The organism is Limosilactobacillus mucosae (assembly GCF_046939755.1).
Lineage (GTDB): Bacteria > Bacillota > Bacilli > Lactobacillales > Lactobacillaceae > Limosilactobacillus > Limosilactobacillus mucosae_A.
The window spans coordinates 25,675-52,503 of sequence record NZ_JBKZAY010000016.1 but is presented as its reverse complement, the minus strand read 5'-3'; the positions used below and the strand labels follow the sequence as shown (position 1 = coordinate 52,503).

The following is a 26,829-nucleotide window of genomic DNA, read 5'->3' as shown; positions in this document are numbered from 1 at the left end:
CCAAATGCAGCGACGATTTTTGTTTGGACAAAAAAAGCCCCGCCAACCGAATGCGGGACTTGCAGTTTAGAGAGAACCTGAAATGGACTGTGAGACCGCTAAAAGCTTTCTCAACATTAATCAGTCTAACTAGGCTTTGTAAAGATTCTCTCGTTTTTTAGGTATTGTTTTTGTAAAGTTTTAGATTGCTTTTAGACAGATCAGTGTCAGCTAACCGCCACATTGACAGCGTAGATCGCAAATTGACTTTTACGGCGATCTTCTTTAATATTTACGCAAACAGCGGCTGCATTTGGCCACTGAGATTTGATTTTAACCACGAAAAGAGTGAAAAACTATGAAAGTTGCCGTACCAAGCATTATGTCGCAAGCTGGTAAGGATTATTTAACCAGCCGCGGCTTTGAATTAATCGAAACCAAAAACCAAAACGCCGCTACCCTAGTTAAGGAAGCCGCGGACGCAGACGGTATTATTCTGATGACGGAACCATTTCCAAACAGCCTGGCCGAGCAGCTGCCCAAGCTAAAGGTAATTGCCCGCCATGGCGTTGGCTATGACAATGTTGACCCTGAATTTTGGGCTAAGCAGGGCGTCTGGGTCACCATTGCTAAAAACGCCAATGCCTCAACCGTTGCTGAAACCACGCTAGCAGCCATGATGGCAATTTCTAAAAATCTAGTGCCGGCTACTGAACATATGCGTCAAGGTGACTGGGGCTGGACGTTTGCGCACCCAGGATTCGATCTGGCCGGCAAAACACTTGGCATCATCGGCTATGGACGAATCGGTCGTATGATTGCCAAAAAGGCCAGTGCATTTGACATGAAAATCATTGCCTACACGCCATCAAATCGTTCAGATGGCAATGCCGAGATGGTTGATCGTGATACTGTCTTTAAAGAAGCTGATATCATCTCGCTGAACATGCTGGTAACGCCTGAAACCACCAGAAGCGTTGGTCAGCGTGAATTCGACATGATGAAAGATTCCGCCGTGCTGCTTAATTTTGGGCGCGCTGCCCTGGTTGATCAAGCAGCCATGCAAACAGCTCTTAAGACCGGCTCAATTGCTGCGGCCGCCGTTGACGTCTTTGATCAAGAACCACTGCCAAAAGACGACCCTTGGCTGAGCACGCCCAATGTCTTATTGACACCGCATTTTGCTGGCAATACCAAAGAATGCATGGATCGCATGGCTGTAGACGCCGCCAGCGAAGTCGTGCGGGTACTGAATGGCCAAAAGCCGCAGTGGAACGTCAATGAGCCTCAATTCAACGATTAATCAAACATTAATACAATACGTAAAAACACCTGCTGTAGGCGCTTGGTCTACTGGCAGGTGTTTTTTTTTACGCCTTCAACTCAATTTTTATCATGCTCACCTTTAAAACGGGCAATGACTGGATCATCAGCAGTTTTAGCGGCATCAACGTTAGCTGGCTTAAAGTAAACCCGATTGGCATTATTATACATCACGTCTTCTAATTCATCAGGCGTAAACAAATCGGTATGCTCCAGCCAAGTTGCCAGTTGATGATAAGTGTTGAACGTCGCTGACCATGGTGAATCAGTGCCCCAGATCAAACGCTGTGCCCCAACGATCTGTTTGGCCAGCGCCACCGTTTTTTGACAGCGTGGGTAAGGAAAGTCAGCGGGCTTTTCCCCATCAATATCTTGGATTGCTGAAATATCCAGATAGATATTTTTAAATGGCGCAAACTGCTGCAGCACGTTGTCAAGGCGAGCTAGGTGATCAGCGTTGGGAAATGACAGATGACAAACGACAAAATCCATTTTCGGATAACGCTTTGCCAGATTAACGACGGCTTCCGGCTGATAGCTGGTCTGGGTATAATCGCCATAATCGATGGTTACGACAAAGCCCGGATAATCGGCAAGATAATGCATAATCTGGCTCACACACGTATCCTCATCCAGTCTAAATGGTTCATGAAAGCCATGCAGACCACCACCTTGGCTGATCTCGAACTTGATGGCCCGAAAACCCAGCTCCTCAACGTGTCGCTTAACGATTGCCATAGCCCGCTCAGCGAATGGATCCACGGAAAAGGCGCCGATAAAGCGATCTGGATAGCGTTTGATGACTTGATAAGTGTAATAGTTTTGATAGCCATTTAGTGTTCCTTGCAGTAAAACGGCCTTTTCAATATTTTCGGCGTCCATGATCGGTAGGTACTTCTCTGCCAAAAAATTATCATCACCCCAACCCTCTGGCAACAAGTGGATAATCTCGCCGTCATCCCAGATTCCGTAGCCGTTACCCAGTGGACTCATGCGTCCCTGTCCTTTTGAGCCGGCCATGGCACGGATCAAATGAATGTGTCCTTCGATTTTTTTCAAAATGATTCCTTCTTCCTTAGTCAATTCACTTTACGATGGCTACATTTTAGCACCTTTAGATCGTTTCGTTGGCTCAAATTATTATCAGTCGCACATTACTTGATCTGATCCGTAGTTTGAAACAAGCTCTTTTCGCTGCATCCAACCATAACTGCTTGTCACTTTAGAAGGCACCGCCACCCGAGCCACCGCCAAAACCACCTGAACTGCCGGCCGAAAAGCCACCCGAGCCGCCAGATACTGAAGACGAGTTCCCAAGATCCAGTGCCTTTTCAAAGGTGCTTTCAAAAGTGCCCGTCCATGGATCGCTGGCAAAAATCCACGGGTAGCTGATTAAAATGCTGTCATTAAGCTCAGCATCGGTAAACGATAATTTCAGTTCTTTGATGACTTTTTTAGCCAAGCCAAATGCGGTGGCATATGGCAGAATCTGCTCCCATAAGATGATGTCACCGACTTCTTTAAGCTTAAAGTCGCCAATGTCTTTTAACATCAAAACAAAACAATCTAGATCGTATTTCATCTGCTGTCCTTTAGGTGTGTACGGCAAAAGACGATGGCTGTACCATGCGCCCCATCCCAGCGTCAGTACAAACAGCACGCCGATTACGATCTTTAATATCAAACCATCGACAACAAAGATCATCCCAAAAATCAGCAAGGCAATGATGATTGTCCAAAAGATATTGAGCTGCTTAAAGTGATCCGCATTTTCATCGTAATAGCCAGTCTGGCGAGCTTTTTCAAGACTGTCCTGAGCCCATTGATCAAAGGACTTGGCAAGTTTTTTTGCATGCTGACGCTTTTTGCTCCATTTTTTAAGCTGACTGAGCGTAAAGCTTTGACCATCGCCACACTGTTCAAACATCAGTGGCAGCAGTTGATTTTCTGCCAGGACGGCTGGTTTTTTAACGGTAAAACGATAATCATCAGCTGTTATTTTTCGAATCTCGATCTTGTACTCCCCTGCCAGCTGCATTAAGTATCCACTGAGGACACGAGCATTGGGCAGCTGGTTTTTATCAATTGCATAAGCCTGCTCAACTGGATAGGGCGGTATCTCAAACGAATGAACCAAGGACCGTTGTTTAGGCATCGGCGGCCGTTTTTTGACAAACCACCAGCCATATGTCAGCATGCTTAAGATACTAACTGTGCTATAGCCAATCTTGATAATTTTCAAGCGGCGTTTTTGCTGTTCCCGCTTGGCATTGGCTTTTTTAGCCAGTGCTTGTTCTTGCTTAAGCTTAGCAGCCAATACCTTTTTATCTACGTGATTGGTATTATTGGGGACAACGGCATTGTCAAACAATAGATGACTTTCAACAAACTGGTGCGCCGGTACGCGATCAACCGTCATTTTGACTCGCCCCTGTTTTTTATAAACTACCGTCTTGCCATTAAGCGGTCCATGGGTAAAAGCCTTGAGTGAATCAATGTTTTTGCTTGGCAGCTGCACCGTAATTGAAACGTTGTGCAGTGGCTCATCCCAGCCAGTACCAATGATTTTCCAGTTTAACTCAGCCGTATCCTGATAGCTGGTAATCACGTTATGCAGCCGATAATGGTATATAAAAGTAGCATCCTCATCACTGACTTGGTGATAAACCTTTAGCTTTAGCCAATCATTGGTTTGGGTGGCTTTTACAGTATCATTTTGCCCCGATTGACTGATTGGCAGCTTGGTTAAATAGCCGTTTTGCTCAACGGCTGCCGAAATCTGATCAGCCTTACCGATTCCCTTTAGATCCTGATTGTAGTACACGCCATGAAAATCACCGTCAAATTCATAGGTAATCTTTTGCGTCAGATCCGCATCCCCGTTTGTTAGCACCTCAATGCCAACCTGGTATTGCTTGATGTCAAAATCACCATCCGCGAGCCCCCGAAGCGGTATCAGAATTATGACCATCAAGGCAATGATTCCCATCAGCCACGCTGTCTGCTTTTTCATTGATTCCCCTGCTTTCTTAAATATTTCTTTAATTTTACCAGACCCATACTGGCAAATATAGCGCTGCCATAAATTTATGAACTGCATTTTTATCATCATTGGCAACATCAGAAAACTTCTCAGCTTGCAGTCATGAATAAAGCGATACAATCTGCCACAACTGTCTATTTATTCACCTTTAATTGAAACCGCTTGCTAAAATTGCGCTAAAATGAAGACGAAATGGGATGTGCAGGATCTTCATTAAACAAGGGGGTTTTAATGATGAGCAATCAAAAACAGCAGGCTGCAGCTGACCAACAGCAAGCTGCGGCACAAAAGGCTCGCCAGGCCCGCGTCGACTATGCCGCCACGCATTCGGCAGCTGAGCTTTTAAAGCATTTCAACACCAGCAGGCAGGGACTGAGTGATGCTCAAGTAGCCCAGAGCCGCAGACAATTTGGTGCCAACAAAGTCCAGCAGCAAAAGCAGCAGTCAATCGGCAAGCGGCTGATCAGTGCCTTTGTCAATCCATTTACGGCCATTCTCTTGATTTTGGCCATTGTCTCAACGTTTACCGACATAATCTTTCCCTATTTTTCATTATTTGGCAGCAAGCCGGCCAACTTCAGCTGCGCGACGGTCGTCATTATCGTTACCATGATCATGATCTCCGGTGTACTGCGCTTTGTTCAGGAATACCGCAGCGGCAATGCAACGGCCAAGCTTTTGGCAATGATCAAGACTACCTGCACCGTAACGCGTAATGGTCAAGAAAAAGACATCGATCTCAATGACGTCGTGGTTGGCGATATCGTCCATCTTTCTGCGGGTAATATGATTCCGGCCGATCTGAGAATTTTGGAAAATACCGACCTGTTCGTCAATCGATCTGAGCTGACCGGTGAGAGTCGTCCCGTTGAAAAAAGTGCGGCTGATGAGGTTAAAAAACCGCAGATTACCGATTATGAAAATATCGCCTTGATGGGCAGCAACGTCATCTCAGGCAGCGGCCTTGGTCTGGTAATCGAGGTCGGTTCCAATACCATGTTTGGCTCAATGGCTGGTGCCGTCTCCAAAGAAAAGGTCGAAACCAACTTTGCCAAAGGCGTCAATTCCGTCAGCTGGGTACTGATTCGTTTTATGCTGGTCATGGTGCCATTGGTATTTTTCATCAATGGTCTAACCAAGCATGACTGGCTGGAGGCTTTCTTGTTTGGGATCTCGACAGCAGTCGGTCTAACGCCGGAAATGCTGCCAATGATCGTTACCACCTGCCTGGCCAAGGGTGCAATTGCCATGAGCAAAAAGAAGACGATCGTCAAAAATCTCAATTCGATTCAAGATTTCGGAGCCGCTGATATTCTCTGTACCGATAAGACCGGGACACTGACGCAGGACAAAATCGTCTTGGACTGTTACTGGAACATTGATGGTCAATCCGATGATCGTGTCTTGAGACATGCTTTTTTAAACAGCTATTTTCAAACCGGTTATAAAAACGTCATGGACAAAGCCATCATCGCCAAGGCTGAGGATACCGAATCACATCCTGAACTGCAGAATCTGGAAGATGACTACGTTAAGGTCGATGAGATTCCGTTTGATTTTAAGCGGCGCCGACTCAGCATCGTTGTCAAAGATCCAAATGGCAAGCGACAGATGGTAACCAAAGGCGCAGTTGAAGAAATGCTTTCTATCTGCAGCTATGCCGAAACCAAAGCCGGTATTCAGCCATTGACGCCCGATTTGCAAAAACAAGTCATGGACATGGTAGATCGACTGAACGACAAGGGCTTTCGTGTTTTGATTCTGGCCCAAAAGACTGATCCGGCACCGGTCGACGTCTTGAGCGCCAAGGATGAAAAAGACATGGTACTGATGGGCTATCTGGCCTTTCTCGATCCACCTAAGGAATCAACGGGTCGTGCCTTAAAAGCCCTTTTGGAACATGGCGTAACAACCAAGATTCTGACTGGTGACAATGACAAGGTTACAGCCACGGTTTGCCAAGAAGTCGGTATGTCCGTGTCGCACCTATTGTTGGGTGAGGATCTGGTCAAGATGTCTGATCAAGAGCTGGCTGAGCAAGTTGAGCAGACTCAGGTTTTTGCCAAGCTGACCCCCGACCAAAAATCGCGTATCGTCTCTGTGCTGCGTGCCAAGGGTCATACCGTTGCCTACATGGGGGATGGCATCAATGACGCTGAAGCCATGAAAGCCGCCGATATTGGTATCTCAGTTGACAATGCCGTTGACGTTGCCAAGGAATCCGCTGATGTCATCTTGCTGCAAAAAGACTTGATGATTTTGGAACGCGGAATCGTAGAAGGTCGCAAGACGTATGCCAACATGATTAAATACATCAAGATGACTGCTTCTTCCAACTTTGGGAACATCTTCTCCGTTTTAATTGCTGCAGCACTCCTGCCATTCTTACCGATGAAAAGCATTCACCTGCTGCTGCTCAATTTGATCTATGACTGCTGCTGCACGGCTATTCCATGGGACAATGTTGATGCCGACTATCTAAAAGTACCGCGTGAATGGGATGCTTCTTCAATCGGCAGCTTTATGATCTGGATGGGACCAACCAGCTCTGTCTTTGACTTGACGACTTATCTGTTTATGTACTTTGTCTTTTGTCCATTATTTGTTTCACATGGCATTTTATATACCGATCTGCCAGCCCACTTTACCGGTGCGGCTCTGGCAGCCATGCAGCTTAAATACGTGGGAATGTTTCAGGCCGGCTGGTTCGTTGAATCGATGTGGAGTCAGACCATGGTTATCCATATGATTCGGACACCCAAGATTCCATTTATTCAGAGTCGCGCCTCAGCTGAGCTGATTTTGCTCTCCACGATCGGCATCGCCTTGGCTACCTTGATTCCATTTACTGCGATTGGTCGGGCATTGGGATTTGTTGCTTTACCAGGCAGCTATTTCTGGTATCTGATTCCATGTGTGCTGTGCTATATGATTCTGGCTACCAGTATTAAAAAAGCTTATATTCGTCACTTTGGCGAGCTGCTTTAAGGAAGGTGATTATCATGCTGACGATTCTGTTAAGTGCATTTCACCCGGCCAAGGCATTTTGGATTGGTCTGATTATCGTATTAGCAATCATTGTCGTGATGAATCTGATCTGCTGGCTGCTGCCACCCAAAAAGCAGTCCCATAAGCATTCTTGATTAAATGGATCCGGATAAATTAAAATGAGGCTGGGAATTAACTCAACCTCTCAACTGCTTTTATAGATAGTAATGCATCACGCAGTAGCTGGCTAGCAGTTCTAACGCTGATAAATCAGCGTTTGACCAACCTAGCCATCCTGGCGGAGGTTCGAAGACAAACGCCGAAAATCGGTTGCAAGCTGATTTTCGGCGTTTTTTCTCACTCTCTTTTTTATTTATCAGTTCGTGCTTGACGCTGCTTGATGGCTGCCGTAATTGCCGATACATTCATTTGCTGTCTGAGACTGTGACCGATTCGATTGTACTCACAATAGTGCTGCCAGTTTTGCCGCGGTACGCTCCATGATCGGCCTGTCTTAGGATCACGAATCGAAACGCGAATACCGCACAACAGTCCCAGCACCAGCAATATTGCAGCCAACGCAAACTGCATGAACAAAGCGAACGCAATTGCCAACATCAAAAAGAAGAACTGCCCAACCGGAATTAGACGTTCAAATACCCGATCATATTCCATCGTAGCCTCATTTTGCAGCGGCAGCTTATTTTTTCCCATGTCTCCATCCCCTATATTAATTGGTACTTTAATTATAGCGCAGCAGATAAATGTTTGTACGGATGAATTGCTTTAAAAAATGAAACTGCACTGCTTGATTAAATCTGCTGACCATCAATTCTGTCTAACAAAGTCCGCTTTCTGAAAAATTGCCATCAATTTTTCGACAGCCCACTAGACGTTTTTTTCGGCGACAGCATACCAGTTGCCTTCAGGATCGGCAAAATTAAACGTCTGCTGATCACCAACCAAGACTATCTCGTTGACCGTAGCCCCCATCTGCAGCAATCTGGCATGGGCTGAGGCCAGATCATCAACATAAAACATCAGTGAAGGTGAATTGAGCATCACTTCCGGCGAGTATTTTTGAATAAACGCGCGGCTGTAAAACTGGAGACTGACTTCTGGCAAAACCGGTACCGTCACTGTTTTTGAGCCATCGATCATCGTTTTTTCCTCAGTTCGCGGCGTCCCGGCCACCCGTTCAAAAAAGGCCGCTACTTTTTCAACGTCATCGACATAAACCATTACATTCATTGACTGCAGCATCTTAACACCCCGTCTCACTATCGCTGCTTTGATTGGCGCTGCTTAATGTGTTTGGTAACTGCACCAGCCTGGCTTTGATCTTTCCATCTCTTCCAGTCAATGCCATTGTATCGGCAATACTGGTGCCATTGCCGACGCGAAACGACCCATGACTGACCGGTTTTGGGATCACGAATGCCGACTTTTTGATAAAACAGTAAGCCGCCAAGCAATACTGCCAGTGCCAACCCAAACCGATAAAACAAACATAGGATAATAACGCTGAGCAAAACAACAAACTCAATCCCGGAAAATGCCCGTACATAGACATGATCATAGCCGCTGGGATCCTGATCCAAATCCTGCAGCGGCTCAAATGGCTTTTGATTGAGACTGACCGGCATCTCACCAGTACTCTTATTAATGGTTTTTCGCATGATTCTCCCCCAAAGCTTTATCTGTCGTCTATTTTTAATTTAATTATATCAAAAACTGGCAGCGCCTACAGGTTCAATTTATTGAGCGACTTCATTAAAGCTATTAAAATAAGGCCATGATAAAAAACATTCGAGGTGAATATAATGACCGATATTTTGACGCTGCGCCAAATCAGTCTGACCATACAGGGAAAAACGCTGTTAAAAGATATTAATCTTAGCGTTCCTAAGGGATCCTTCATCACGCTGGCTGGTCCTTCTGGGGCTGGGAAAAGTACGATTCTTAAAATCTGCGCCCGCCTTTTAACCCCCAGCAACGGCGAGCTCTTATACAACGGAAGTAATGCCTTTTCAATGGCACCTCAGGACTATCGACGCCACGTCTCATATTGTTTTCAGCAACCGGTTCTATTTGGAGAGACGGTTGCCGACAATCTGAATTTTCCCTTTCAAATTCGCAATCAAGCACCCGATCAAGAAAAGCAGCACGCACTTTTAGACCAGGTCAACCTGCCTGCCGATTACCTTTCAAAAAGCATCGCCAGTCTATCAGGTGGTGAAAAACAGCGCATTGCCCTGATTCGCAATTTGATGTTTGAACCAGACGTCTTGCTTTTGGATGAGGTAACAACCGGCTTGGATGCTGAAAACAAGCAGATCGTCCATCAATTAATTGACAATTATCGGCAAAAAGGCACCATTCTAGCGATCACTCACGATCAAGAAGAACTGACACAAGCCGAAAAAATCGTTACGGTTGAGGGAGGTCAGCTTCATGAATAGCGTTCACGTCAATAACATTAGTCTGCTCTACGCCGCAGGGCTGGTTTTGATTGCCCTGTTTATCTCTTATCGACAAAAACTAGGATTAAATCGCGACATGATCGTCAGCGTTGTCCGGGCAATCGTTCAACTGACGATTGTCGGCTACATCTTGAAGTATATCTTCGCCTTGGACAACGTCTGGGTCACCAGTGCCATGGTTTTAATCATCATCTTCAATGCTGCTCACAATGCAGCTGGACGTGGCAGCGGCATCCCCAATCTATTTTGGCCATCCTTTTTGGCGATCTTGATTAGTACCGGCATTACCATGGGCGGTTTGGTTTGGTCTGGAGCCATCAAATTCATCCCTTCACAGATCGTGCCAATTGCCGGAATGATTGCCTCCAATTCAATGGTTGCCATTGGCCTTTGCTACCGACAGATGAAAACCAAATTTCATGATATGCATCAATCAGTTGAGGAACGGCTTGCCCTTGGCGCGACCGCCTTTCAAGCCAGCGGCGACATTGTTAGAACCTGCATTAAAACCGGTATGCAGCCAACGATTGATTCTGCTAAAACCTATGGCATCGTCAGCCTACCGGGGATGATGTCAGGGTTGATCTTTGCTGGTGTCGATCCGGTATATGCCATCAAATATCAGATCATGGTCGTTTTCATGCTGCTTTCGGCTACCAGTCTGGGATCGGTATGCTCATGCTACATCGCCTATCATCGCTTCTTCTCAGACGACCTGCAGCTGATTGATCATTTGGCAAAGGAAAATCAAAAATAGTACTCATTGATATAAATATTATTAAGTTTTGAAAAATGGGGTATCCTGCTGCTTAGCGAGATGCTCCTTTTTTCATTACAGTGCCTTTATTTGTCCCTAACTCATTGATTTTTTATAATTTTAGTTAAGGTAAATTAATACTGTCGTGCCGATATTTAAATTACGAAAATTTTAATCACAAAAAATTGAGCATGCGATGAATCTGTCAACTCATCGCATGCTCAGCTAACCTACAGCCAAAAGCTTTACTTTATATTATTTTTGACCAATTGAGATATTTAAGCCTGATTCAGCCACCTGTTTCCACACTTATTTTCAGTTGAACCGTACTAAAGCCAGCTTCATGTCATACAATCTTTTGCTTGATAGGCATTCACCTTCATTATCAAACATTATGCTTTAGCTGAATCGCCCAGCTCGGAATACCGAACCAGTTGAACATCATGCCGCTCAATCATTTCAATCGCCTGGCCACTGGTTGCCATTTCAACATCCAGCGTTCTTGGGTAGACCAGATGCGAATGCTGCAGAATAAACTGATCCAAAAAGCCGGGATGCAAAATCAGTTCAGGTATTACATGTGGGCGCTTTTCAGCAGCCGAAAGCACGTGCGCCAGCGTTGCCAACGGATCGTAGTCCAAACTGAAATCTTCCATGAATGGCGTCAGTTTCTGTCCTTGGAACTCAAAGTCATGCTCAACATCAAAACTTAAATATGGAATCTGATGCTCACTGGCCACGTCACGCAGCGCTCGGATAAAATTAAGGCTTAGTATCGTATGACCTGCCAGATAGTCCGGCTCACGCTTAGTCATCTCCACGAAACATTCATATTGCGCCTCAACTTCTCTGACCGCGTCTTCGTAATCAACAATGTCTTTTCCCTGTTCAAAGGCATCGTGATAAACCTGCGAACGTTTAAAACTTCCATCTTCCTGTACCAGACTCGATACCAGTTTTGGATCGCTGAGCGGTTTGCCCGCACAGATTACGACATGGAGGCCAATATCCGTGTCTGGTTCGTTTTTTAACAGTTCCCAACCATGCTCGCTAAATGGCAGGTTAACCATCAGCGAGACGTTATTAACAATGCCACGATGCGTTGCCTCATAGATGCCGTAGTTGACGGCACATGAGTATCCCAGATCGTCAGCACGAACAATTATCTTTTTCATTTGACGTTTCCTCCGTCCTTTAAACCTTTTCAACCTTTCTAATGAGTAATAATATCATTATTGGATTTTCGAAAAAACAAAAATACTCCAGCATTCGGGATTGCCAGAGTATCTTTACGAAACATCGTGTTTATTTATTCAAGGATGGCCTTCAATGCCAGCGCAAAGTTGCCAATCGTCGCTGAGCCATTGTTCTTTGCTAACGGCATCGTGATGTAATCCTTTAGATCGCCTACTTCAACGTAATTATCCAAAAGCTTGGCGAATTGATCCCGCACTTTTGCCAGGAATGGCTCACTGACCACGCCGCCACCAAAAATGATCTTACCTGGCCGCATCATCAAAGTCGTATCAAGAGCAGCTTGCGCCACGTAATATGCCATAATGTCCCAGACATGATCATCAAGCGGCACATCTTGACCCTTTTTGCCGGTTCGTGCCTCAAAGGTTGGTCCACTGACCAGACCTTCCAGGCAGTCACCGTGGAACGGACAGATGCCTTTAAAATCGAGATCATCAGGATGGCGTTTCACGCGAATGTGCCCCATTTCGGGATGTCCAAGATCGCCAAGAAAATGACCATCCACAACTGCCCCACCGCCAACACCGGTTCCAATTGTAAAGTAGACCAAAGAGCGCAGCCGCTGGTTGAAAAGCGTTGAAAGGACATATTCGCCATATGCTGATCCATTGACGTCAGTCGTCCAGGCAATTGGTACGTTAAAGACTTTTTTCAGCGTCCCAACAAAATCAGTATCAGCCCAGCCTGATTTGGGCGTGTTGGTAATGTAGCCGTACTTTGGCGAATTGCGCCGAATCTCGATTGGGCCAAACGAAGCAATCGAGATTGCCTGCAGATCGTCAAATTGCTTAAAGTAGTCAATACATTTTTGCAAAGTTTCTGCGGGTGTCGTTGTCGGAAACTTAGTACTGTCCACGATACGATAGTCTTCGTTCCCCACTGCACATACAAATTTTGTCCCGCCAGCCTCAATGCTTCCCAACAACATAAATGTCACCTCTGAATCCTTATTGAACGTTATTTCAAAACGCTTTCATTCATCTTTGAGTTCCATGTTAACGCTTACCATAATTACTGTCAACCGGTTGTCAGTAATTATTTGATCGCCGACAGCAAATATACGCTCGCGAATGGCTTTTATTCATGAAAACGTGTAACATGAATAATAAGCAATTTTAAGAATAATGGAGGAATGCCTAATATGGAAGCCACTCATCGGCCTAAATTAGAAGACGTAGCTGCTGCGGCCGGCGTTTCTAAGACCACTGTCTCGCGCGTCTTGAACCATCGCGGCTACCTAAGCGAAAAAACAATTGTCAAGGTTCAAAAAGCAATGCAGGAACTGGATTATCGTCCCAACATCATCGCTCGTCAGCTATATAAGCAGCGAACGGATCTGGTCGGCATGATTTTTCCTACCGTTGACAACCCGTTTTTCAGTCAGCTTGAAGCCGAAATGGAACGGCAGCTTTATCGCAATGGCTATAAGGTTTTGATCGGTAACAGTCAAAATGACCCAGCAAAAGAAGAAAACTATCTCCAACAGCTGTTGACGCACCAAGTCGATGGTCTGATCGTTGGAACTCAAAATCGTGGTCTGATCGGCTATCAACATGCCAATTTACCGGTCGTGGCCATTGATCAGGTCGTCGGCAAAAATATTCCAGTGGTTTCCTCAGATAACTACCAGGGTGGTCTGCTTGCTACTCAGCGCCTATTGGATGACGGCTGTCGCCACATCATCCACACCAACGGCCCGCTTGGATTGGACACGCCAACGCAAAAACGGCGCGAAGCATATGAGCATCTGATGGCCAAAAACAATCTGCCGGCTATTACCTACCATTTGGACTTTAATATCAGTACCATTGATAAGGAACGGGTTTTCCGCCGCATCTTTGAAGAACATCCCGAAGTCGATGGTATTTTTGCCGCTAACGATACGGATGCCAGTACGATCATCAATCTAGCCGGCGAATACGGTAAGCGAATCCCTGAAGACCTAAAGATTGTCGGCTATGATGGCGGTAACGTTACCCGTCTGCTTTTACCGGGACTGACTACGATTCAGCAGCCCATCGATGAAATGGCTGATCTGGCGGTTCAGTTGCTGCAGGCACGCATCAATGGTCAAAAAGTTAAATCCGTAGTTTTGCCTGTCACGATCTGTAATGGCAAGACAGCTTAGTTTGTCGCTCATCGCAGCTAACCAGCTTATTTAAAATATGATGAATAAATAATTAGACAGAATCAGTTTTTTCGTTATAATATCTCCGAACATCCATTTATCGATATGGGGGAAGCATTATGAGCAAGTTAAGTCAAATCATTGCTAAAAACAATCTAAGTAGTCTGTTAGCGAAAAACTACATGGGATTAGAGCTGGAGGAGCATCGCCTGCTAAAGGACGGTCGCATCAGCCGCTATCCCTACCCAGCCGATTTTTTGTCAAGGCGACATAATCCATATTTAAAAACTGATTTTGCTGACAACATGCTGGAGCTCGCTGGAACACCAACACAGGGCACCAATGAGAATCTAGCCAATCTTGAAATGCTCCAGCAGCTGGTCACTGATCATCTCCAAGCAGACGAGGTCATCTGGCCACTAAGCATTGCGCCTGTCTTTTCTAAGGATGACCTAGACTTTGCCGGTTCATTCAACACCCGTTTTTGGATGGCTGAATACCACGACTACCTGCAGCAAAAATATGGGACGGCCCGTGAGATTTTTACCGGTGTCCACGTCAACTACAGCATCAACCAAACCCTGGTGCAATCACTGTGGGACCATGGTTTTAATGAGGACTTCGCCACGCTGGCCGACTTTAAGAATGCTTTAAACTTCAAGCTGGCCCAGAGTTTTGTGTTGTGGCGCTGGCTGTTTACCTACTTTTTTGGGGCCAGTCCGGTTGCTGGCAATTTGCCAAGCGGGATGCCGCAAGATCTGCGTTTCCCCGTCCGTAGCCTTCGCAGCAGCTCATATGGCTATGCCAATCAAAAAGACGAGGCGATCACGTATGACTCGTTTGAAGAACAGCTTGCTCAGCTAGAGGAACGCATCGATCACCATCAGTTTTTCTCACCGCATGAATTTTATGGTCCCGTTCGCTTAAAGGGACGTGGCGACAGTTTGGACGACCTGCGAAAAAATGGTGCCGAACGATTGGAATTCCGCTCGTTTGACCTGGATCCATTTTCCCCCGCCCGCGTCAGTCCAGCGGCATTGAATTTCTTGGAACTCTTTTTAATCAATGCTCTGCTGCAGCCGCTTCCTGAAAAACTTTCTGAACAATTAAGACTTGCTGACCAGCGCAATGAACAAATCGCCTTGCAGCATCCCGCCGAAATGTTTGCCTGGGTCAAAACGTTGGCCACCCCGCTGCTTGAGCAGATGCACGCTACTGCTTCCAAACTAGCCTTGCCGGACAAGGACAAATACGCCAAGAGTCTTAAACTGGCTGAACAACGTTTGGAAAATCCCAAATTGACGCTAAGTGGCCAATTACTTGATCACATCAGTCCGCAAGGCGATCTTTTAGAATTTGGCTTAGCAACCGCCATGGCCGATCGCAAACGGATTGCTGAATATACCGAGCCGCTGGCAGCACTGAAAGGCAAATGCTCTGCCAGTCTGCAGTCTTTGTTGCGTGAAGCCGTGGAGCTGGGCATCAAAGTACGGCTTGACCAACGCCACTTGCATTTGAAACTTAAGGATCATGAAGAGATCTTCCCCATCCATGTTACGTTTGATTACCAGATTGGGCCGCGCGAATACCTGCTCTCGCTTTTCCCAGAAGTCTTGGAAATCAATAACGATGAATACTAAAGAAAAAGACTGACCAGCTTTTTACTGATCAGTCTTTTTTAGAAATCGAGTTATTTCGCTAGGCAGCCTTTTGAGTACTCCAACAAGCAGCAACGCGTCGAACAGCTTCTCTAGTTGAAAGATTAGCCGCGTCAATCATCCGATCATGCCCAAAGCTTTGTTCCAGCATTGCTTCAAACGGTTTGTCCGCAGCTTTTTGATCTTTCAAGACGACCACAAACGCACCGGTTTCCTGCAGCATCTTGAGATTTTCGTAACGGGTCAGAACATGACTGGGCGCGGTTAAAACGATATTTCGTTCTGCCAATTTGGCGCCGAAAACGTCATGCTCGATTTGATGGAGGCTTTCCTCACCACGGCTCATCGTCAGTTGATCCATCGTCTGCCCACTTAAATTGACGATTTCTTGATTCAGATCCGTGACGGGACGATGCAGAAATTCGCTAATCAGTCGGCTGACACCTGCTTGGTTATCTTCCATGAAATTTACAACGACTAAATCCATAATGAATGCCTCCATTCCTCTAATATTTTTCTAATTGAATTGTAATCATATTAAGTTAGTCAGCTTTGAATGTCAATCATTTAAAACGAATTTTTGTAAAATTAAACAAATCATGGCTGCCTATTAATAATGATTGATCAATTTTTAACAAAATTAAGTATGCCGCTGCGATAACTTAACTATGCTTGTAACAGCGCTCAAATGTCCTTATGATCTGACTCCCCTTTTTCATTCCGCCTTGTTTTTTTCGTTGGCTAATCGTTTAACAACTCATCGACAAGTCAAACTGCAAATGATTATTAAGTTTTAATCCTTATGCAACTGTTTTCAACACTTTTTACGATTTGTTTTATTTATTTTATTCAACTCGTGATATGATTATATTAGTCATTTTGTAGTTAATTTCAGGAGGGACTTATTAAAATGAAAGTGCTAATGTACAGTACGCACCCATATGAAAAGCCTTACGCTGAAAAATGGGCTGAACAGACGCAGACTGAGCTCAAGATGATCGATGAGCCTCTTAACGATGAAACGGTTGAACTGGCAAAAGACTTTGATGCCATCACGGTTTTACAGACTGGTTCATTAGGTAGTCCTAAAGTTTACGAAAAACTTGCCAGCTTCGGCATCAGGCAAATCAGCTGCCGCATGGTTGGGGTTGACATGGTTGATTTGGATGCTGCCAAGGCAAACAATTTAATCATCACCAATGTTGCCAGCTACTCGCCACGCGCCATTGCTGAAATGGGTGTTGCCCAAGCAATGTACCTGCTGCGGCGGATTGGCGTGTTTGATCAGCGAATGAACCAGGATCACGATTTCAGCTGGAACGAAACGCTCATCAGCAACGAGATCTACAACTGTACGGTTGGCCTGATCGGTGCCGGTCACATTGGCACGGCTACCGCCCAGATCTACAAAGCTTTGGGTGCCCGCGTTTTGGTCAACGATATTGCCTACGATCCTGCTCTGGAGCCATTTGCCGAATATGTTGATCGAGAAACCATCTTTAAGGAATCAGACATCATCTCGCTGCACACGCCGCTTTTACCAAGCACGCGCGGCATGATCGGTGAAAAAGAATTCAAGAAGATGAAGAAAAACGCCTACCTGATCAACGTTGCTCGCGGTGCTTTAATTGACACGCCAGCATTGATCAAGGCCTTAAAGGATGGCGAAATTGCTGGAGCTGGTCTGGATACGCTGGCTGATGAAACAACGTTCTTTGGCCAAACCAACGTTGCTGCACAAGACGTTCCAAGCGACTACAAGGAACTGGCGGCTATGCCAAACGTTGTCATCACCCCACACGTTGCCTTCTTTACCGAAACGGCGGCTCGCAATATGGTTCAAATCGCCTCCAACGATGCCGTTACGATTGCCAATGGCGGCCGCTCCCGCAACGAGATTCGCTATTAATAAAACAACGTAACTGATTAAAATCCCTGCCCATTTCAGACAGGGATTTTTATATAATGAATTATAAAACGTTCCAAAATTCGTTGAAAAACAAAAATGCCAGTGACCGAAAAGCCACTGGCGTTTTTTCGTACGCGATCGTTAAGATTATGCGCAGTTTTTTTGTGGAAGATTAAGAACTGATAAGATTGACCCTTAATGCTTACAGGATTGCAGTTTTAAGCGAATCTTTTCCGTTAAGGATGCTTTGTTTCTTATCAACTTTTAATTTACGATTATTATATTAACCCTATGCTTGATTGATGTCAACCATATTTTTTAAATTTGCGAATTTATTTTCAAATTTAAAATCAATGAAATAATCCACGAATTTTTTAAATTTTTAAAATTATTTGATTTTATCAAGAAGTTTAATACTACCGTCTTTATTATTGTTCGTATTTTAGTTCATTAACAGATCCTAAATTTCCCTTTAGCATCAATCATAGCAACTTTTACCAACTGGAATATTAAATTAAGAATTGATGAGTTCGACCAATAAGCGACCATATTCACTGGTTGACAGCGCAGTTTTCTCCGGCGCCAGATCAGGTGTGACCTTTTGAGCGGCAATTGCCTGACCGACTGCCTTGAAAATTATTTCGGCGGCGTGCTGCCAGCCTAGATATTCCAACATCATCGCTCCCGATAAAATCAGTGAGGTCGGATTAGCCAGATTTTTACCTGCCAGCTGTGGTGCCGTCCCATGCGTGGCTTCAAAGATTGCATGCCCGGTTTGATAGTTGATATTGCTGCCCGGCGCAATTCCCAAACCGCCAACCTGAGCCGCCAGGGCATCTGACAGATAGTCGCCATTTAGGTTCATCGTAGCCACAACCTCAAAGTGCTCAGGAAAAAGCAGGGCCTGTTGAAAGAAATTATCACAGATGACATCATTGATAATCAGCATTCCTTGTTTACGAGCCTGATTCAATGATTGCTCAGCCAGCTCTTGACCATGCTCTTTTTTGATCCTGGCAAACTGTGCCATCGTAAAGGCCTGCTCAGCATAATTCTGTTCGATCAGCTCATATCCCCAGCGCTTAAAGCCGCCTTCAGTTTCTTTCATGATGTTGCCCTTGTGAACCAGTGTCAAGGTATGGCGATGATTCTTCAAGGCATACTCAACCGCAGCTTGAACCAAACGCTGTGAGCCCTCTTTTGAAATCGGCTTAATGCCAAATGCCGAAGTAGCTGGAAAACGAACGCGACTCAGCTGACCAGTTTCTTGCAGCAGATTCTCCAATGTCTTGGCCATATCTGATCCAGCTGGTGCCTCAATACCCGCATAGATGTCCTCGGTATTCTCTCGAAAAACATCGATGTTCACTCGTTCCGGATGTCTGACCGGTGAAGGGGCTCCTTTAAAATAGCGAACAGGTCGCCAGCACGCATACAAATCCAGTGTCTGACGCAAGACAACGTTAATCGAGCGGTGTCCTTGACCAACCGGTGTCGTCGTGGGGCCCTTAATGGCAACCAGATGTCTTTTCAATGCTGCCAGTGTTTCTTCTGGCAGCCATTCTCCAGTCAGCTCAAAGGCTCGTTCACCAGCCAGCAACGGCAGCCATTCAATCTCTCGCCGGCCATGGTAGGCGTGCAAAACAGCCGCATCAAAGACCGGCTGAGCAGTCTGCCAGATCTCTGAACCGATTCCGTCACCTTGCAGGTAGGGAATTTCTGGATTATCCGGAACCCGCAGCTGCCCATTTTTCATTTTTATCAGTTCACTCAAAAAAATCACTCCTTGTTAGTTCTACCAGCCATCGTGCCGTAATTCGTCTGGCAGCTCAACTTGGTTTTCTTCAACATCTTTGATTACCTGGTCCAATATCAGCAGTGCCTCATCGATCAGATTGCGTGAGATCGTCAATGGTGGCTGAAAACGCAAAACGTTGCCTCCCAACTTGGCCATGATCAGACCTTTTTGAAAAGCATGATAGATGATCTTAGCTGCCGTCAGTGAGTCACGCTCTTTGGTCTGGCGATTCTTAACAATCTCAATGCCGCCATTGAGTCCCAGCATGCGTACGTCACCGATGCATGGATGTTTTTGCGCCAGCTGTATGAATTTTTCTTTGGCATATTCGCCATCAACGGCCGATTTTTCGATCAAATGCTCATCATGCAAAACGTCCAGCGTCGCCAGTGCCGCCGCAGCATTGACTGGGTTGCCCCCACCAGTAAAGCAATAGGCTGAGGTTCCAGGTGCATCCATAATCGCGGCTGAGCCGATTACCGCGCTGAGTGGCAGACCTGATGCCAAGGACTTGGCCGTGGCAATCAGATCCGGATGCAGACCAAAATGCTGATATGACCATAGTTTGCCCGTTCTGCCCAATCCTTGATTGACCTCATCGACCCCAATCAGAATGCCATGGCGATGACAAAATCGATCGACTGCCTCCATATACTCACGCGGCGGTACAATAATGCCGGCATCCCCTTGAATCGGCTCCAAAATCACGGCAGCCGTTTCTTCAGGCGGTAAAAATTCGGCAAACGGACGCTTAAAGTCAGCAAATGCACGCTGCGCTGTTTCATGTTCAGTTTCACCAGGTCGACAATGGTAGGTATTGGGAAACGGTACATGAACGATCCCCGGCAGCATTGGGCCAATTCCGCGAGCCATATCCACATTGCAGGCACTCATACTCAGCGCCCCATACGTCGTTCCATGATAGGCGCCTTCAAACGAAACGATATACTGACGGTGCGTATAGGCGCGAGCAAATTTAATCATCGCTTCAGTCGCATCAGATCCAGACGTGCCAAATGCAACCTTATTATGACCTGGATTGGGCGCTAGTTTTGCCAGCCGTTCACCTAATCTGATCGTGGTGGGATTGGTGAAATATCCTGTATCGTAGCTGATAAATTCATCAATCTGTCTTTTCATTGCCGTAATCACACGGGGATGATTGTGCCCAACGTTCATTGCCGAATCAGTTGCCAATAGATCAATATAGCGCTTGCCTTCAACATCGGTTACGATCGATCCTCGCGCTGACTTCACAACCAGATTAAAATAAGGAACTAACTGCGTTTTGGCAATATTGTGTCGATTCTTGGCCACCAGCTGATCGCCTTGTGTATTTTCCCAAACCAAGCTTTCGCCTTCCTTGATTTCATTAAAATATGCTGTGATGGTTTGGCTCAAGCTTATCACGACCCTGATTCATCAACAATACACAACCAGCTTAAATCGTCTTTTAAACAAACGTATTCATCGGTCGATTTAAAAAATAAAAGCACGCATCTGCTGGGAGAAGCATGCGTGCTCAGGTTAAGAGTATGGTACGTTTTTGTCTAATTCTAGGAACTTTCTTGACTTGCCTTGGAAACAGCAAAACGAACAGATTTCGAATTGACGCATGATCAACAATCGAAATTTATGATCTGAGTCAGCCAGACCCCTAAGGCGACTCAAAATGGGCGAGGAATCACACGAATAAAGTCCCGATTGGTCAGCGTATCAAGCCGAGGTGTTTTTCTGTTTCCATGATTAAGCATAGTCAATAATTGTAAAGAAATAGATCACATGCATGTTTCTCTTTTGTAAATTTTTGCTAAGCCAGTGCCAAAACAAATGCCGACAGCGTGATCAATGAACAAGCCGTGCTCCAGAACTGGGTTGAGGCCAGCTCTTTTTCGTTAACGTTGAATTGGATGGCCAAAGTCGATGGCATTGTTGCGGTTGGAATGGCCAGGGCAATCACTACCAACCGAATAAGGTCATGCGATACGCCGGCAGCCATCATGATCAGCAAGACAACCAACGGGAAGACGATGTTTTTCATCATCACGGTGGTCAGAATCGTTTTGTCAAATGACAGCTGACGCGTCCCTAAAACAATACCGGCAGCAAAGATCGCCACCCCACCAGCTCCTTTACCCAGCAGATCAAACGTACTGGTTAATTGAGTCGGCATCTTGAATCCACCCAGTGTCAGCAAGAATCCTAAAATCGCTGCAATCACCAATGGCTTTTTAAACGTGTCGGCCAGCCGCTTAACCGCCGAACGATCACTGCTCAGTGAATCAAATGCAATCGGCAGCATGATGATGTTAACCGTTAGAGAGCAGATTCCAATCGTAATGGCACTGTTGCTGGTACTGAATAATAATGGCAAAACGGCGGAGCCAATAAACGGCACGGACGGATTGGCAATCGACATGGCGCGCAGTGTGGCCAGCTGGCGCGAGTTTTTAAAACCAAAGCGATACACCAGAATCATAACCAGATAGCAGACCGTCATGGAAAGCATCAGCCAGCCCATCAAAGGCACGTTCTCAATCAAAATCCGGCGCGAGGTCCCCCATAAACCGCCAAACACGTGCAGTGGCAGCATGAACGTCAAAACCAGCTTGACGAATCTTTTACTGTCCTGGCCGTTAAAAATCCCACGTCTGGCCGCCAGATAGCCAAGCCCAATCGTTACAAAAATTGGAATCAAAGCAAAAATCAATGTACTTAACAAATTCATCAGCCCCTTTTTTAGTTGGTGCTGACAATCATAACAGCTGCCCGGCGATTGTTTAATAATATTCTAATAATTGTGTAATTTATTAATTATCTGTGGTCTAAACCATTAACTTTTATGTTTTTATCAAACGCTGGATTCGCTAAATAAGGCTGTCAAATGGATTTGCAAATTTAAAATCGCGGCTGCATCCGGATATTTTCTCTTCAATGCAAATTGATTTTTTCATTTAGTCATTTAAAAAAGTCCATCCCAATTGAGACGGACTTTAAGGTTTAAAAACTAGTCAACAGAGCTTAACGCATCCAGCATATCAACGCTTCTGATCTTGCGGTGCATAATTATCGCCACACCTGCCGTGATGACAGCTAGAATCAAAGCAGAGAGAATAAAGTTGGCCAGCGTCATCGCTGGATCAAACATTGCATTGGCTGGCGGCAGGCTCAGAATAATGAACCGGTGCAGACCAATGCCGATCAGATAGCCGAACAATATACCGATTAATGATAGAATCACTGTCTCTCGGTAGATGTAGAGCGTAACTTCCTGGTCGTAAAAGCCCAGTACCTTGATCGTTGAAAGTTCCCGTATGCGCTCTTCAACATTGATATTGGAAAGATTATAGATTACCACCAGTGCCAGCAGGGCCGCCATGCCAATCAAAATCACCATCACGCGATTAAGGCTGCCCATGATATTGTCGATTGTCCGCTGGTTATTGACGTTTTGATTGATTCCCAAAACTGCCCCGGTCTGGATCAATTGACGCGATATTTGCTGCAGATCATTGGTCTTTTTAAGCGTAATCAGCTGGGCATTGACTTGATATTTTTGACCAAAGATATGCTGATAGGCTTGTGGACTCATGACGACATAATGACCAATATACATTTCCATGATGCCGGATACCTTCATTGAGTGCCAGTTTCCAGCATCGTCTTTGAGTCTGATGGTACTGCCGACTTTTGCGTTTAAGAGCCGCGCCAGCTTTTCTGAGATGACAACGCCATGATCGTTTAACGGCAGTGACTTTTGCGTCTGCCGATTCTTAATGGCAAAATACCTGCTGAATGACTTTTTATTTTGCGGCACAATCATTGAGATCTGCTGAACGGCATGGTCTTCACCCGCCTTTTTGGTCAGCTGCTGATAATAGACGCCGGTATGTCCCTTGACGTTCTTATCATTCAAAACGGTCTGCAGCCGCTGCTTTGATTGGGCAGCTGCGGCATTGTTTTGTACGGCAACCAGATCATACTTGATGATGCGGCTGTATTCAATATTGCTGATACCACTGAGTGAGTCGCGAATGCCAAAGCCCATCACCAACAGCCCAGTACAGCCTGCCACGCCAAAGATCGTCATCAAAGCGCGACTCTTATATCGAAACAGATTGCGCATCGTGACCTTGTAGTTGAAGCTGAGTTGACTCCAAAGCCAGTGCCAATGTTCCAATAAAATTCGCGAACCTCCCTTGGGCGGCTTGGGCAATAGCAAGGCAGCCGGCTGAGCCTTTAAGTCACGATGCAATGCCCACAGTGCTGCCCCAGTCGTACAAAGAATTGCAATCAGCCAGGTCGTCAGCAACAATGGCCAGGAAAATTGCTCGTAAAAGCTGCTGAGCGTTGAGTTGGCGGCATAAGCTTGAAAAATAACCTTGGGCAATACGAAAAAGCCCCCTGCTGCACCGACAATGACTCCCAGTGAACTGGACAAAAGGCTAAACAGCGTAAATTTTTTGGCCGTATCCAGGTTGGAATAGCCAAGCGCCTTTAAGGTTCCAATCTTGATGCGTTCTTCTTCGATAAACCGCGTCATCGTCGTCAAACTGACCAGTGCTGCAATCGCAAACAGCAGTACTGGAAAGACGTTGGCTAAAATATCTACGCGCTCGGCATTGGATTGGAAAATGGCATACCCGGGATTACTGGTACGATCATTGATTATATACGAAGGCTGGCCAAGCTGATTGAGCTGGCTGCGTTTTTGGGCCAGCGCTGCGGTCTGTTGCTCAAGCTGCAAACTAGGATTGGCATCATTAGTCATCCCCATCTGCTGCGCGACTACAAGCTGATTTTTAGCCGCCTGTAGCCGTTGTTCGGCCATTGAAAGCTGATTTTGCAAGGCTTGATACTTCGTCTGACCTGATTGATCCAGCAATTTTTTCAACTGGTTCTGCTTAGTCTCAACAAAATTACGATAACGCGTTGAATAAGGATTCAGCCGCGCTGCCCTGGTATAAACGATGCGTGCAATCGCATAGGTACTGCTTGATTTGAATGCCGTTTTTTTGACCAGAGCCACGCCGCTTAATTGCCCCGTCCCGACCGTCGTCTGACCAATGTCGCTGCGATCCAGATACTCGCTGGAACGAACAAAGCCAACGATCTTAAAGCGACGATATTTTAAACTGCCTGCCTGCTTTAAGGTAATCCACTGCCCCAGTCGATACTGATTCTTTAATAAATAGCTGATGGCAATTTCCTGATCTGAGCGCGGCAAATGGCCACTTACCGTCTGCCAGCCCGACACGCCGTTAGTTTTTGAAAAGATGCGCAACGCCTGTCCGGTCTGTTTGATCGTTTCATCTTGTAGATAGCCAAAATCAACTTTTTTAACGCCATTTTGTTGACGAATAATTTTTTGATCCTGACTATCCAGACCATAGTTTGAGGTTACCGTCAGATCAGCCAACTGATGCTGAGCAAAAAAACTGGTTGCACTCTTTCGCATATCTGGCCCCGTAATCTTAAGACCGATCAATGCCAGCGCACTGACTGCCATCAATAAAAAGATTGCCACGAAGCGACCAAACGAGTGCGTAATGGCTTGCCAGGCATCTTTCCATAAAATTCGCTTGCTCAAGACGCTCACCTACCATTCGATCGTCGCAATGTCAGTTGGATGCTCATTGCGCTCCTGTTTGACCAGTCGACCATCATGAATGTGCAGCACTTGATCGCCAATTGGGGCCAATGCCGCATTGTGCGTCACGATGATTACCGTTGAGCCATGTTTTTTGCTCATATCCTGTAAAATCTTGAGTACCTGCTTGCCGGTTTCATAATCCAAGGCTCCCGTCGGCTCATCACAAAGCAAGAGCTGCGGATTTTTTGCCACGGCCCGTGCAATGGCCACACGCTGCTGCTCGCCTCCTGACAGCTGGGCCGGAAACTTGTCAATATGTTCGGCCAGCCCCACTGCACGTAAAGCCGCCGTGGCATCCAGAGCATCCGGTACGATTTCAGAAGCCAGCTCAACGTTTTCCTTAGCTGTCAGATTGGGAATTAAATTATAAAACTGAAAAACAAAGCCGACGTTCAAGCGCCGATAAGTTGTCAATTGCCGGCGATCGTAGCGCGCAATGTCTTTACCGGCCACGATTACCGAACCGCTTGTATTGGTATCCATGCCGCCCAAGATATTAAGCAGCGTTGACTTGCCAGCACCTGATGCACCCAAGATGATCACGAACTCACCTTTTTCGATGGAAAAGCTGATATCGTGATTGGCATAAAGCTTGGTCGTGCCGGTTTGATAAATCTTGGTATTGTTTGAAACCTCGATCAGTGCCATTTAATCATCCCCTATCAGAAAGCTTTTCTTATATTTTAAGGGATTTATCAAGAAATGTTACCGCTTAATTAAAAAACAGCCAACCGGTTTGGTCAGCCGTTGCTTATATATTTTTAAATCGAGGCATGCTCATCAATGGTTACCGGTAAAATCGACGTATCGCTGATCATAGAGTGACTCTCAATCTGGTTCAGCAGTTTTTGCGCCGCTAGATTGCCCATCAGTTCCATATCCTGGCGCAGCAAGAAGATGCCATCCTCACCAACATATTGCGACCAGCTCCAATCATCAAAGCTGATCAAGCCCAGATCTTTGGGGAAGGTCACTTTTTCATGCTTGAAGATCTTGAGCAATGTAAACAGAGTCGGCCCCATCAAAGAAATGACGACTGTTCTGCCGCTCAGCTGTCCCATCACGCGCGTCAATTCCCTTGCCAGCCAATCATCATCATGCCCTTTGATTTCGATGTTACGGTAGGTCAAGCCGGTTTCGGCAGCCGCCAGCTGAAAGCCCTTGATTCGTGGATGCTGACCGGACGCCTCGGCAAAGCGTGAACTAACGGTGATTACGTTTTGATACCCGCGCGATCCCAGCTTGCGTCCCAACCGATAGCTGGCATCAAAGTTAGCACTGGTTACCTTCCCCACCGTCAATGGCTGATCATCGACTTCCCGGTCAACCAGCACCAGTGGAATCTGATTGCGCAGCACTGATTGATATTGAGCAAAGCTGCGTGAGTTCGGCTGAACGATGATGCCGTCAACACGCTGCTGATAAAGATCGTTTAAGGCTTTTTTCTCCATTTCCTGCGAGTTGTTGGTGTTCATCAGGAGTACGTCATAGCCAGCTGGTTGCAAGACGTCATAGATTCCCTTACTGAGCAGTGACGAGAAATGGTTTGAAATATCCCCAACCAAGACGCCAACCAGATGACTCTGCGTCTGTCGCAGTCGTCTGGCCGAGGCTGCCGGTACATAGTGAAGCTCTTTGATTGTAGCATCGATCCGCTCTCTGGTTTGCGCACTCATTTTTTGATAGCGACCATTCAAATAGCGCGATACCGTGGTTACCGAAACCCCCGCTGCCTTGGCAACATCACTGATTGTTACATGCTGTGACATAATATTCTTCCTTTTAGACTGTTTGCTTAGTAACGTTTATTTTACCATAATTACGCATCAATTAAAAAAGTACGCAGCCATAAT

Annotated in this window: 22 protein-coding genes; 8 read left to right on the top strand and 14 right to left on the bottom strand. The window is 45.9% G+C overall.

Annotated elements, in window-relative coordinates; translation table 11 throughout:
- Positions 1 to 337: 337 nt before the first annotated feature.
- On the top strand, positions 338 to 1,282 hold the full coding sequence (locus ACLUWI_RS06660) for a phosphoglycerate dehydrogenase (RefSeq protein WP_412146669.1): 945 nt from the start codon (positions 338 to 340) through the stop codon (positions 1,280 to 1,282).
- A gap of 80 nt (positions 1,283 to 1,362) precedes the next feature.
- Here ACLUWI_RS06660 and ACLUWI_RS06655 read toward each other — a convergent pair whose 3' ends face one another.
- Both ACLUWI_RS06655 and ACLUWI_RS06650 read right to left on the bottom strand, forming a co-directional pair.
- Positions 1,363 to 2,361 carry an amidohydrolase family protein gene (locus ACLUWI_RS06655; RefSeq protein ID WP_412146668.1) on the bottom strand — a complete coding sequence of 333 codons (999 nt, stop codon included), beginning with the start codon at positions 2,359 to 2,361 and terminating at the stop codon, positions 1,363 to 1,365.
- 163 nt (positions 2,362 to 2,524) lie between these two features.
- The gene (locus ACLUWI_RS06650) at positions 2,525 to 4,315 is read right to left on the bottom strand and encodes a DUF2207 domain-containing protein (RefSeq protein WP_412146667.1); all 1,791 of its coding nucleotides are present in this window, start codon (positions 4,313 to 4,315) and stop codon (positions 2,525 to 2,527) included.
- A gap of 264 nt (positions 4,316 to 4,579) precedes the next feature.
- Here ACLUWI_RS06650 and mgtA point away from each other — a divergent pair, with 264 nt between their 5' ends.
- Entirely contained in the window at positions 4,580 to 7,333 is a 2,754-nt protein-coding gene (gene mgtA, locus ACLUWI_RS06645; RefSeq protein ID WP_412146666.1) for a magnesium-translocating P-type ATPase, read from the top strand.
- Positions 7,334 to 7,347: 14 nt separating this feature from the next.
- Positions 7,348 to 7,488, top strand: coding sequence for a hypothetical protein (locus ACLUWI_RS06640; RefSeq protein WP_412146665.1), 141 nt, complete (start codon positions 7,348 to 7,350; stop codon positions 7,486 to 7,488).
- Positions 7,489 to 7,702: 214 nt separating this feature from the next.
- Here ACLUWI_RS06640 and ACLUWI_RS06635 read toward each other — a convergent pair whose 3' ends face one another.
- From ACLUWI_RS06635 to ACLUWI_RS06625, 3 genes are all read right to left on the bottom strand, one after another.
- Entirely contained in the window at positions 7,703 to 8,047 is a 345-nt protein-coding gene (locus ACLUWI_RS06635; protein WP_412146664.1) for a hypothetical protein, read from the bottom strand.
- A gap of 174 nt (positions 8,048 to 8,221) precedes the next feature.
- Entirely contained in the window at positions 8,222 to 8,596 is a 375-nt protein-coding gene (locus tag ACLUWI_RS06630; protein WP_412146663.1) for a VOC family protein, read from the bottom strand.
- Between the two features lie 17 nt (positions 8,597 to 8,613).
- Positions 8,614 to 9,012 carry a hypothetical protein gene (locus tag ACLUWI_RS06625; protein ID WP_412146662.1) on the bottom strand — a complete coding sequence of 133 codons (399 nt, stop codon included), beginning with the start codon at positions 9,010 to 9,012 and terminating at the stop codon, positions 8,614 to 8,616.
- 144 nt (positions 9,013 to 9,156) lie between these two features.
- Here ACLUWI_RS06625 and ACLUWI_RS06620 point away from each other — a divergent pair, with 144 nt between their 5' ends.
- Positions 9,157 to 9,795, top strand: coding sequence for an ATP-binding cassette domain-containing protein (locus tag ACLUWI_RS06620; protein ID WP_412146661.1), 639 nt, complete (start codon positions 9,157 to 9,159; stop codon positions 9,793 to 9,795).
- The gene (locus tag ACLUWI_RS06615; RefSeq protein WP_412146660.1) at positions 9,788 to 10,573 is read left to right on the top strand and encodes an ABC transporter permease; all 786 of its coding nucleotides are present in this window, start codon (positions 9,788 to 9,790) and stop codon (positions 10,571 to 10,573) included. The genes ACLUWI_RS06620 and ACLUWI_RS06615 overlap by 8 nt, the downstream gene beginning before the upstream one ends.
- Positions 10,574 to 10,965: 392 nt before the next feature.
- Here the strand turns inward: ACLUWI_RS06615 and ACLUWI_RS06610 are convergent, their stop codons facing one another.
- Positions 10,966 to 11,748: a ChbG/HpnK family deacetylase gene (locus ACLUWI_RS06610; protein ID WP_412146659.1), complete on the bottom strand. Its 783-nt coding sequence runs from the start codon at positions 11,746 to 11,748 to the stop codon at positions 10,966 to 10,968.
- Positions 11,749 to 11,882: 134 nt separating this feature from the next.
- On the bottom strand, positions 11,883 to 12,758 hold the full coding sequence (gene scrK / locus ACLUWI_RS06605) for a fructokinase ScrK (protein WP_412146658.1): 876 nt from the start codon (positions 12,756 to 12,758) through the stop codon (positions 11,883 to 11,885).
- Between the two features lie 213 nt (positions 12,759 to 12,971).
- On the opposite strand from scrK, the gene ACLUWI_RS06600 reads away from it, so the two are divergent.
- Positions 12,972 to 13,958: a LacI family DNA-binding transcriptional regulator gene (locus ACLUWI_RS06600; protein WP_412146657.1), complete on the top strand. Its 987-nt coding sequence runs from the start codon at positions 12,972 to 12,974 to the stop codon at positions 13,956 to 13,958.
- 119 nt (positions 13,959 to 14,077) lie between these two features.
- Positions 14,078 to 15,598, top strand: coding sequence for a glutamate--cysteine ligase (locus ACLUWI_RS06595; RefSeq protein WP_412146656.1), 1,521 nt, complete (start codon positions 14,078 to 14,080; stop codon positions 15,596 to 15,598).
- A gap of 58 nt (positions 15,599 to 15,656) precedes the next feature.
- Here the strand turns inward: ACLUWI_RS06595 and ACLUWI_RS06590 are convergent, their stop codons facing one another.
- Entirely contained in the window at positions 15,657 to 16,103 is a 447-nt protein-coding gene (locus ACLUWI_RS06590; protein ID WP_412146655.1) for a shikimate kinase, read from the bottom strand.
- Between the two features lie 423 nt (positions 16,104 to 16,526).
- Between ACLUWI_RS06590 and ACLUWI_RS06585 the strand changes: the two genes are divergently transcribed.
- Positions 16,527 to 17,525: a D-2-hydroxyacid dehydrogenase gene (locus ACLUWI_RS06585; protein ID WP_412146654.1), complete on the top strand. Its 999-nt coding sequence runs from the start codon at positions 16,527 to 16,529 to the stop codon at positions 17,523 to 17,525.
- A 514-nt stretch (positions 17,526 to 18,039) separates the two neighbouring features.
- On the opposite strand, the gene icd is transcribed toward ACLUWI_RS06585, so the two are convergent.
- The 6 genes from icd to ACLUWI_RS06555 form a co-directional block, all read right to left on the bottom strand.
- Positions 18,040 to 19,299, bottom strand: a complete 1,260-nt coding sequence (icd, locus tag ACLUWI_RS06580; RefSeq protein ID WP_412146653.1) for an NADP-dependent isocitrate dehydrogenase — start codon at positions 19,297 to 19,299, stop codon at positions 18,040 to 18,042.
- Between the two features lie 21 nt (positions 19,300 to 19,320).
- On the bottom strand, positions 19,321 to 20,673 hold the full coding sequence (locus ACLUWI_RS06575) for an aspartate aminotransferase family protein (protein ID WP_412146671.1): 1,353 nt from the start codon (positions 20,671 to 20,673) through the stop codon (positions 19,321 to 19,323).
- 460 nt (positions 20,674 to 21,133) lie between these two features.
- Positions 21,134 to 22,051, bottom strand: coding sequence for an AEC family transporter (locus tag ACLUWI_RS06570; RefSeq protein ID WP_412146652.1), 918 nt, complete (start codon positions 22,049 to 22,051; stop codon positions 21,134 to 21,136).
- 279 nt (positions 22,052 to 22,330) lie between these two features.
- Complete coding sequence (locus ACLUWI_RS06565) at positions 22,331 to 24,913, bottom strand: FtsX-like permease family protein (RefSeq protein ID WP_412146651.1); 2,583 nt, start codon at positions 24,911 to 24,913, stop codon at positions 22,331 to 22,333.
- Positions 24,914 to 24,922: 9 nt separating this feature from the next.
- Positions 24,923 to 25,624 carry an ABC transporter ATP-binding protein gene (locus ACLUWI_RS06560; protein ID WP_412146650.1) on the bottom strand — a complete coding sequence of 234 codons (702 nt, stop codon included), beginning with the start codon at positions 25,622 to 25,624 and terminating at the stop codon, positions 24,923 to 24,925.
- Positions 25,625 to 25,737: 113 nt separating this feature from the next.
- A complete protein-coding gene (locus tag ACLUWI_RS06555) occupies positions 25,738 to 26,745 on the bottom strand; it encodes a LacI family DNA-binding transcriptional regulator (protein WP_412146649.1) in 1,008 nt (335 codons plus the stop codon).
- Positions 26,746 to 26,829 lie beyond the last annotated feature (84 nt).

Excerpts from the sequence above, each read along its gene's own strand:
- scrK (WP_412146658.1), bottom strand. The coding sequence starts at position 12,758 with ATGTTGTTGGGAAGCATTGAGGCTGGCGGGACAAAATTTGTATGTGCA.
- ACLUWI_RS06610 (WP_412146659.1), bottom strand. The coding sequence starts at position 11,748 with ATGAAAAAGATAATTGTTCGTGCTGACGATCTGGGATACTCATGTGCC.
- ACLUWI_RS06555 (WP_412146649.1), bottom strand. The coding sequence starts at position 26,745 with ATGTCACAGCATGTAACAATCAGTGATGTTGCCAAGGCAGCGGGGGTT.
- ACLUWI_RS06640 (WP_412146665.1), top strand. The coding sequence starts at position 7,348 with ATGCTGACGATTCTGTTAAGTGCATTTCACCCGGCCAAGGCATTTTGG.
- ACLUWI_RS06625 (WP_412146662.1), bottom strand. The coding sequence starts at position 9,012 with ATGCGAAAAACCATTAATAAGAGTACTGGTGAGATGCCGGTCAGTCTC.
- mgtA (WP_412146666.1), top strand. The coding sequence starts at position 4,580 with ATGAGCAATCAAAAACAGCAGGCTGCAGCTGACCAACAGCAAGCTGCG.
- ACLUWI_RS06600 (WP_412146657.1), top strand. The coding sequence starts at position 12,972 with ATGGAAGCCACTCATCGGCCTAAATTAGAAGACGTAGCTGCTGCGGCC.
- ACLUWI_RS06585 (WP_412146654.1), top strand. The coding sequence starts at position 16,527 with ATGAAAGTGCTAATGTACAGTACGCACCCATATGAAAAGCCTTACGCT.
- ACLUWI_RS06635 (WP_412146664.1), bottom strand. The coding sequence starts at position 8,047 with ATGGGAAAAAATAAGCTGCCGCTGCAAAATGAGGCTACGATGGAATAT.
- ACLUWI_RS06630 (WP_412146663.1), bottom strand. The coding sequence starts at position 8,596 with ATGCTGCAGTCAATGAATGTAATGGTTTATGTCGATGACGTTGAAAAA.
- ACLUWI_RS06570 (WP_412146652.1), bottom strand. The coding sequence starts at position 22,051 with ATGAATTTGTTAAGTACATTGATTTTTGCTTTGATTCCAATTTTTGTA.
- ACLUWI_RS06590 (WP_412146655.1), bottom strand. The coding sequence starts at position 16,103 with ATGGATTTAGTCGTTGTAAATTTCATGGAAGATAACCAAGCAGGTGTC.
- ACLUWI_RS06620 (WP_412146661.1), top strand. The coding sequence starts at position 9,157 with ATGACCGATATTTTGACGCTGCGCCAAATCAGTCTGACCATACAGGGA.
- ACLUWI_RS06595 (WP_412146656.1), top strand. The coding sequence starts at position 14,078 with ATGAGCAAGTTAAGTCAAATCATTGCTAAAAACAATCTAAGTAGTCTG.
- ACLUWI_RS06650 (WP_412146667.1), bottom strand. The coding sequence starts at position 4,315 with ATGAAAAAGCAGACAGCGTGGCTGATGGGAATCATTGCCTTGATGGTC.
- ACLUWI_RS06615 (WP_412146660.1), top strand. The coding sequence starts at position 9,788 with ATGAATAGCGTTCACGTCAATAACATTAGTCTGCTCTACGCCGCAGGG.
- ACLUWI_RS06660 (WP_412146669.1), top strand. The coding sequence starts at position 338 with ATGAAAGTTGCCGTACCAAGCATTATGTCGCAAGCTGGTAAGGATTAT.
- ACLUWI_RS06560 (WP_412146650.1), bottom strand. The coding sequence starts at position 25,624 with ATGGCACTGATCGAGGTTTCAAACAATACCAAGATTTATCAAACCGGC.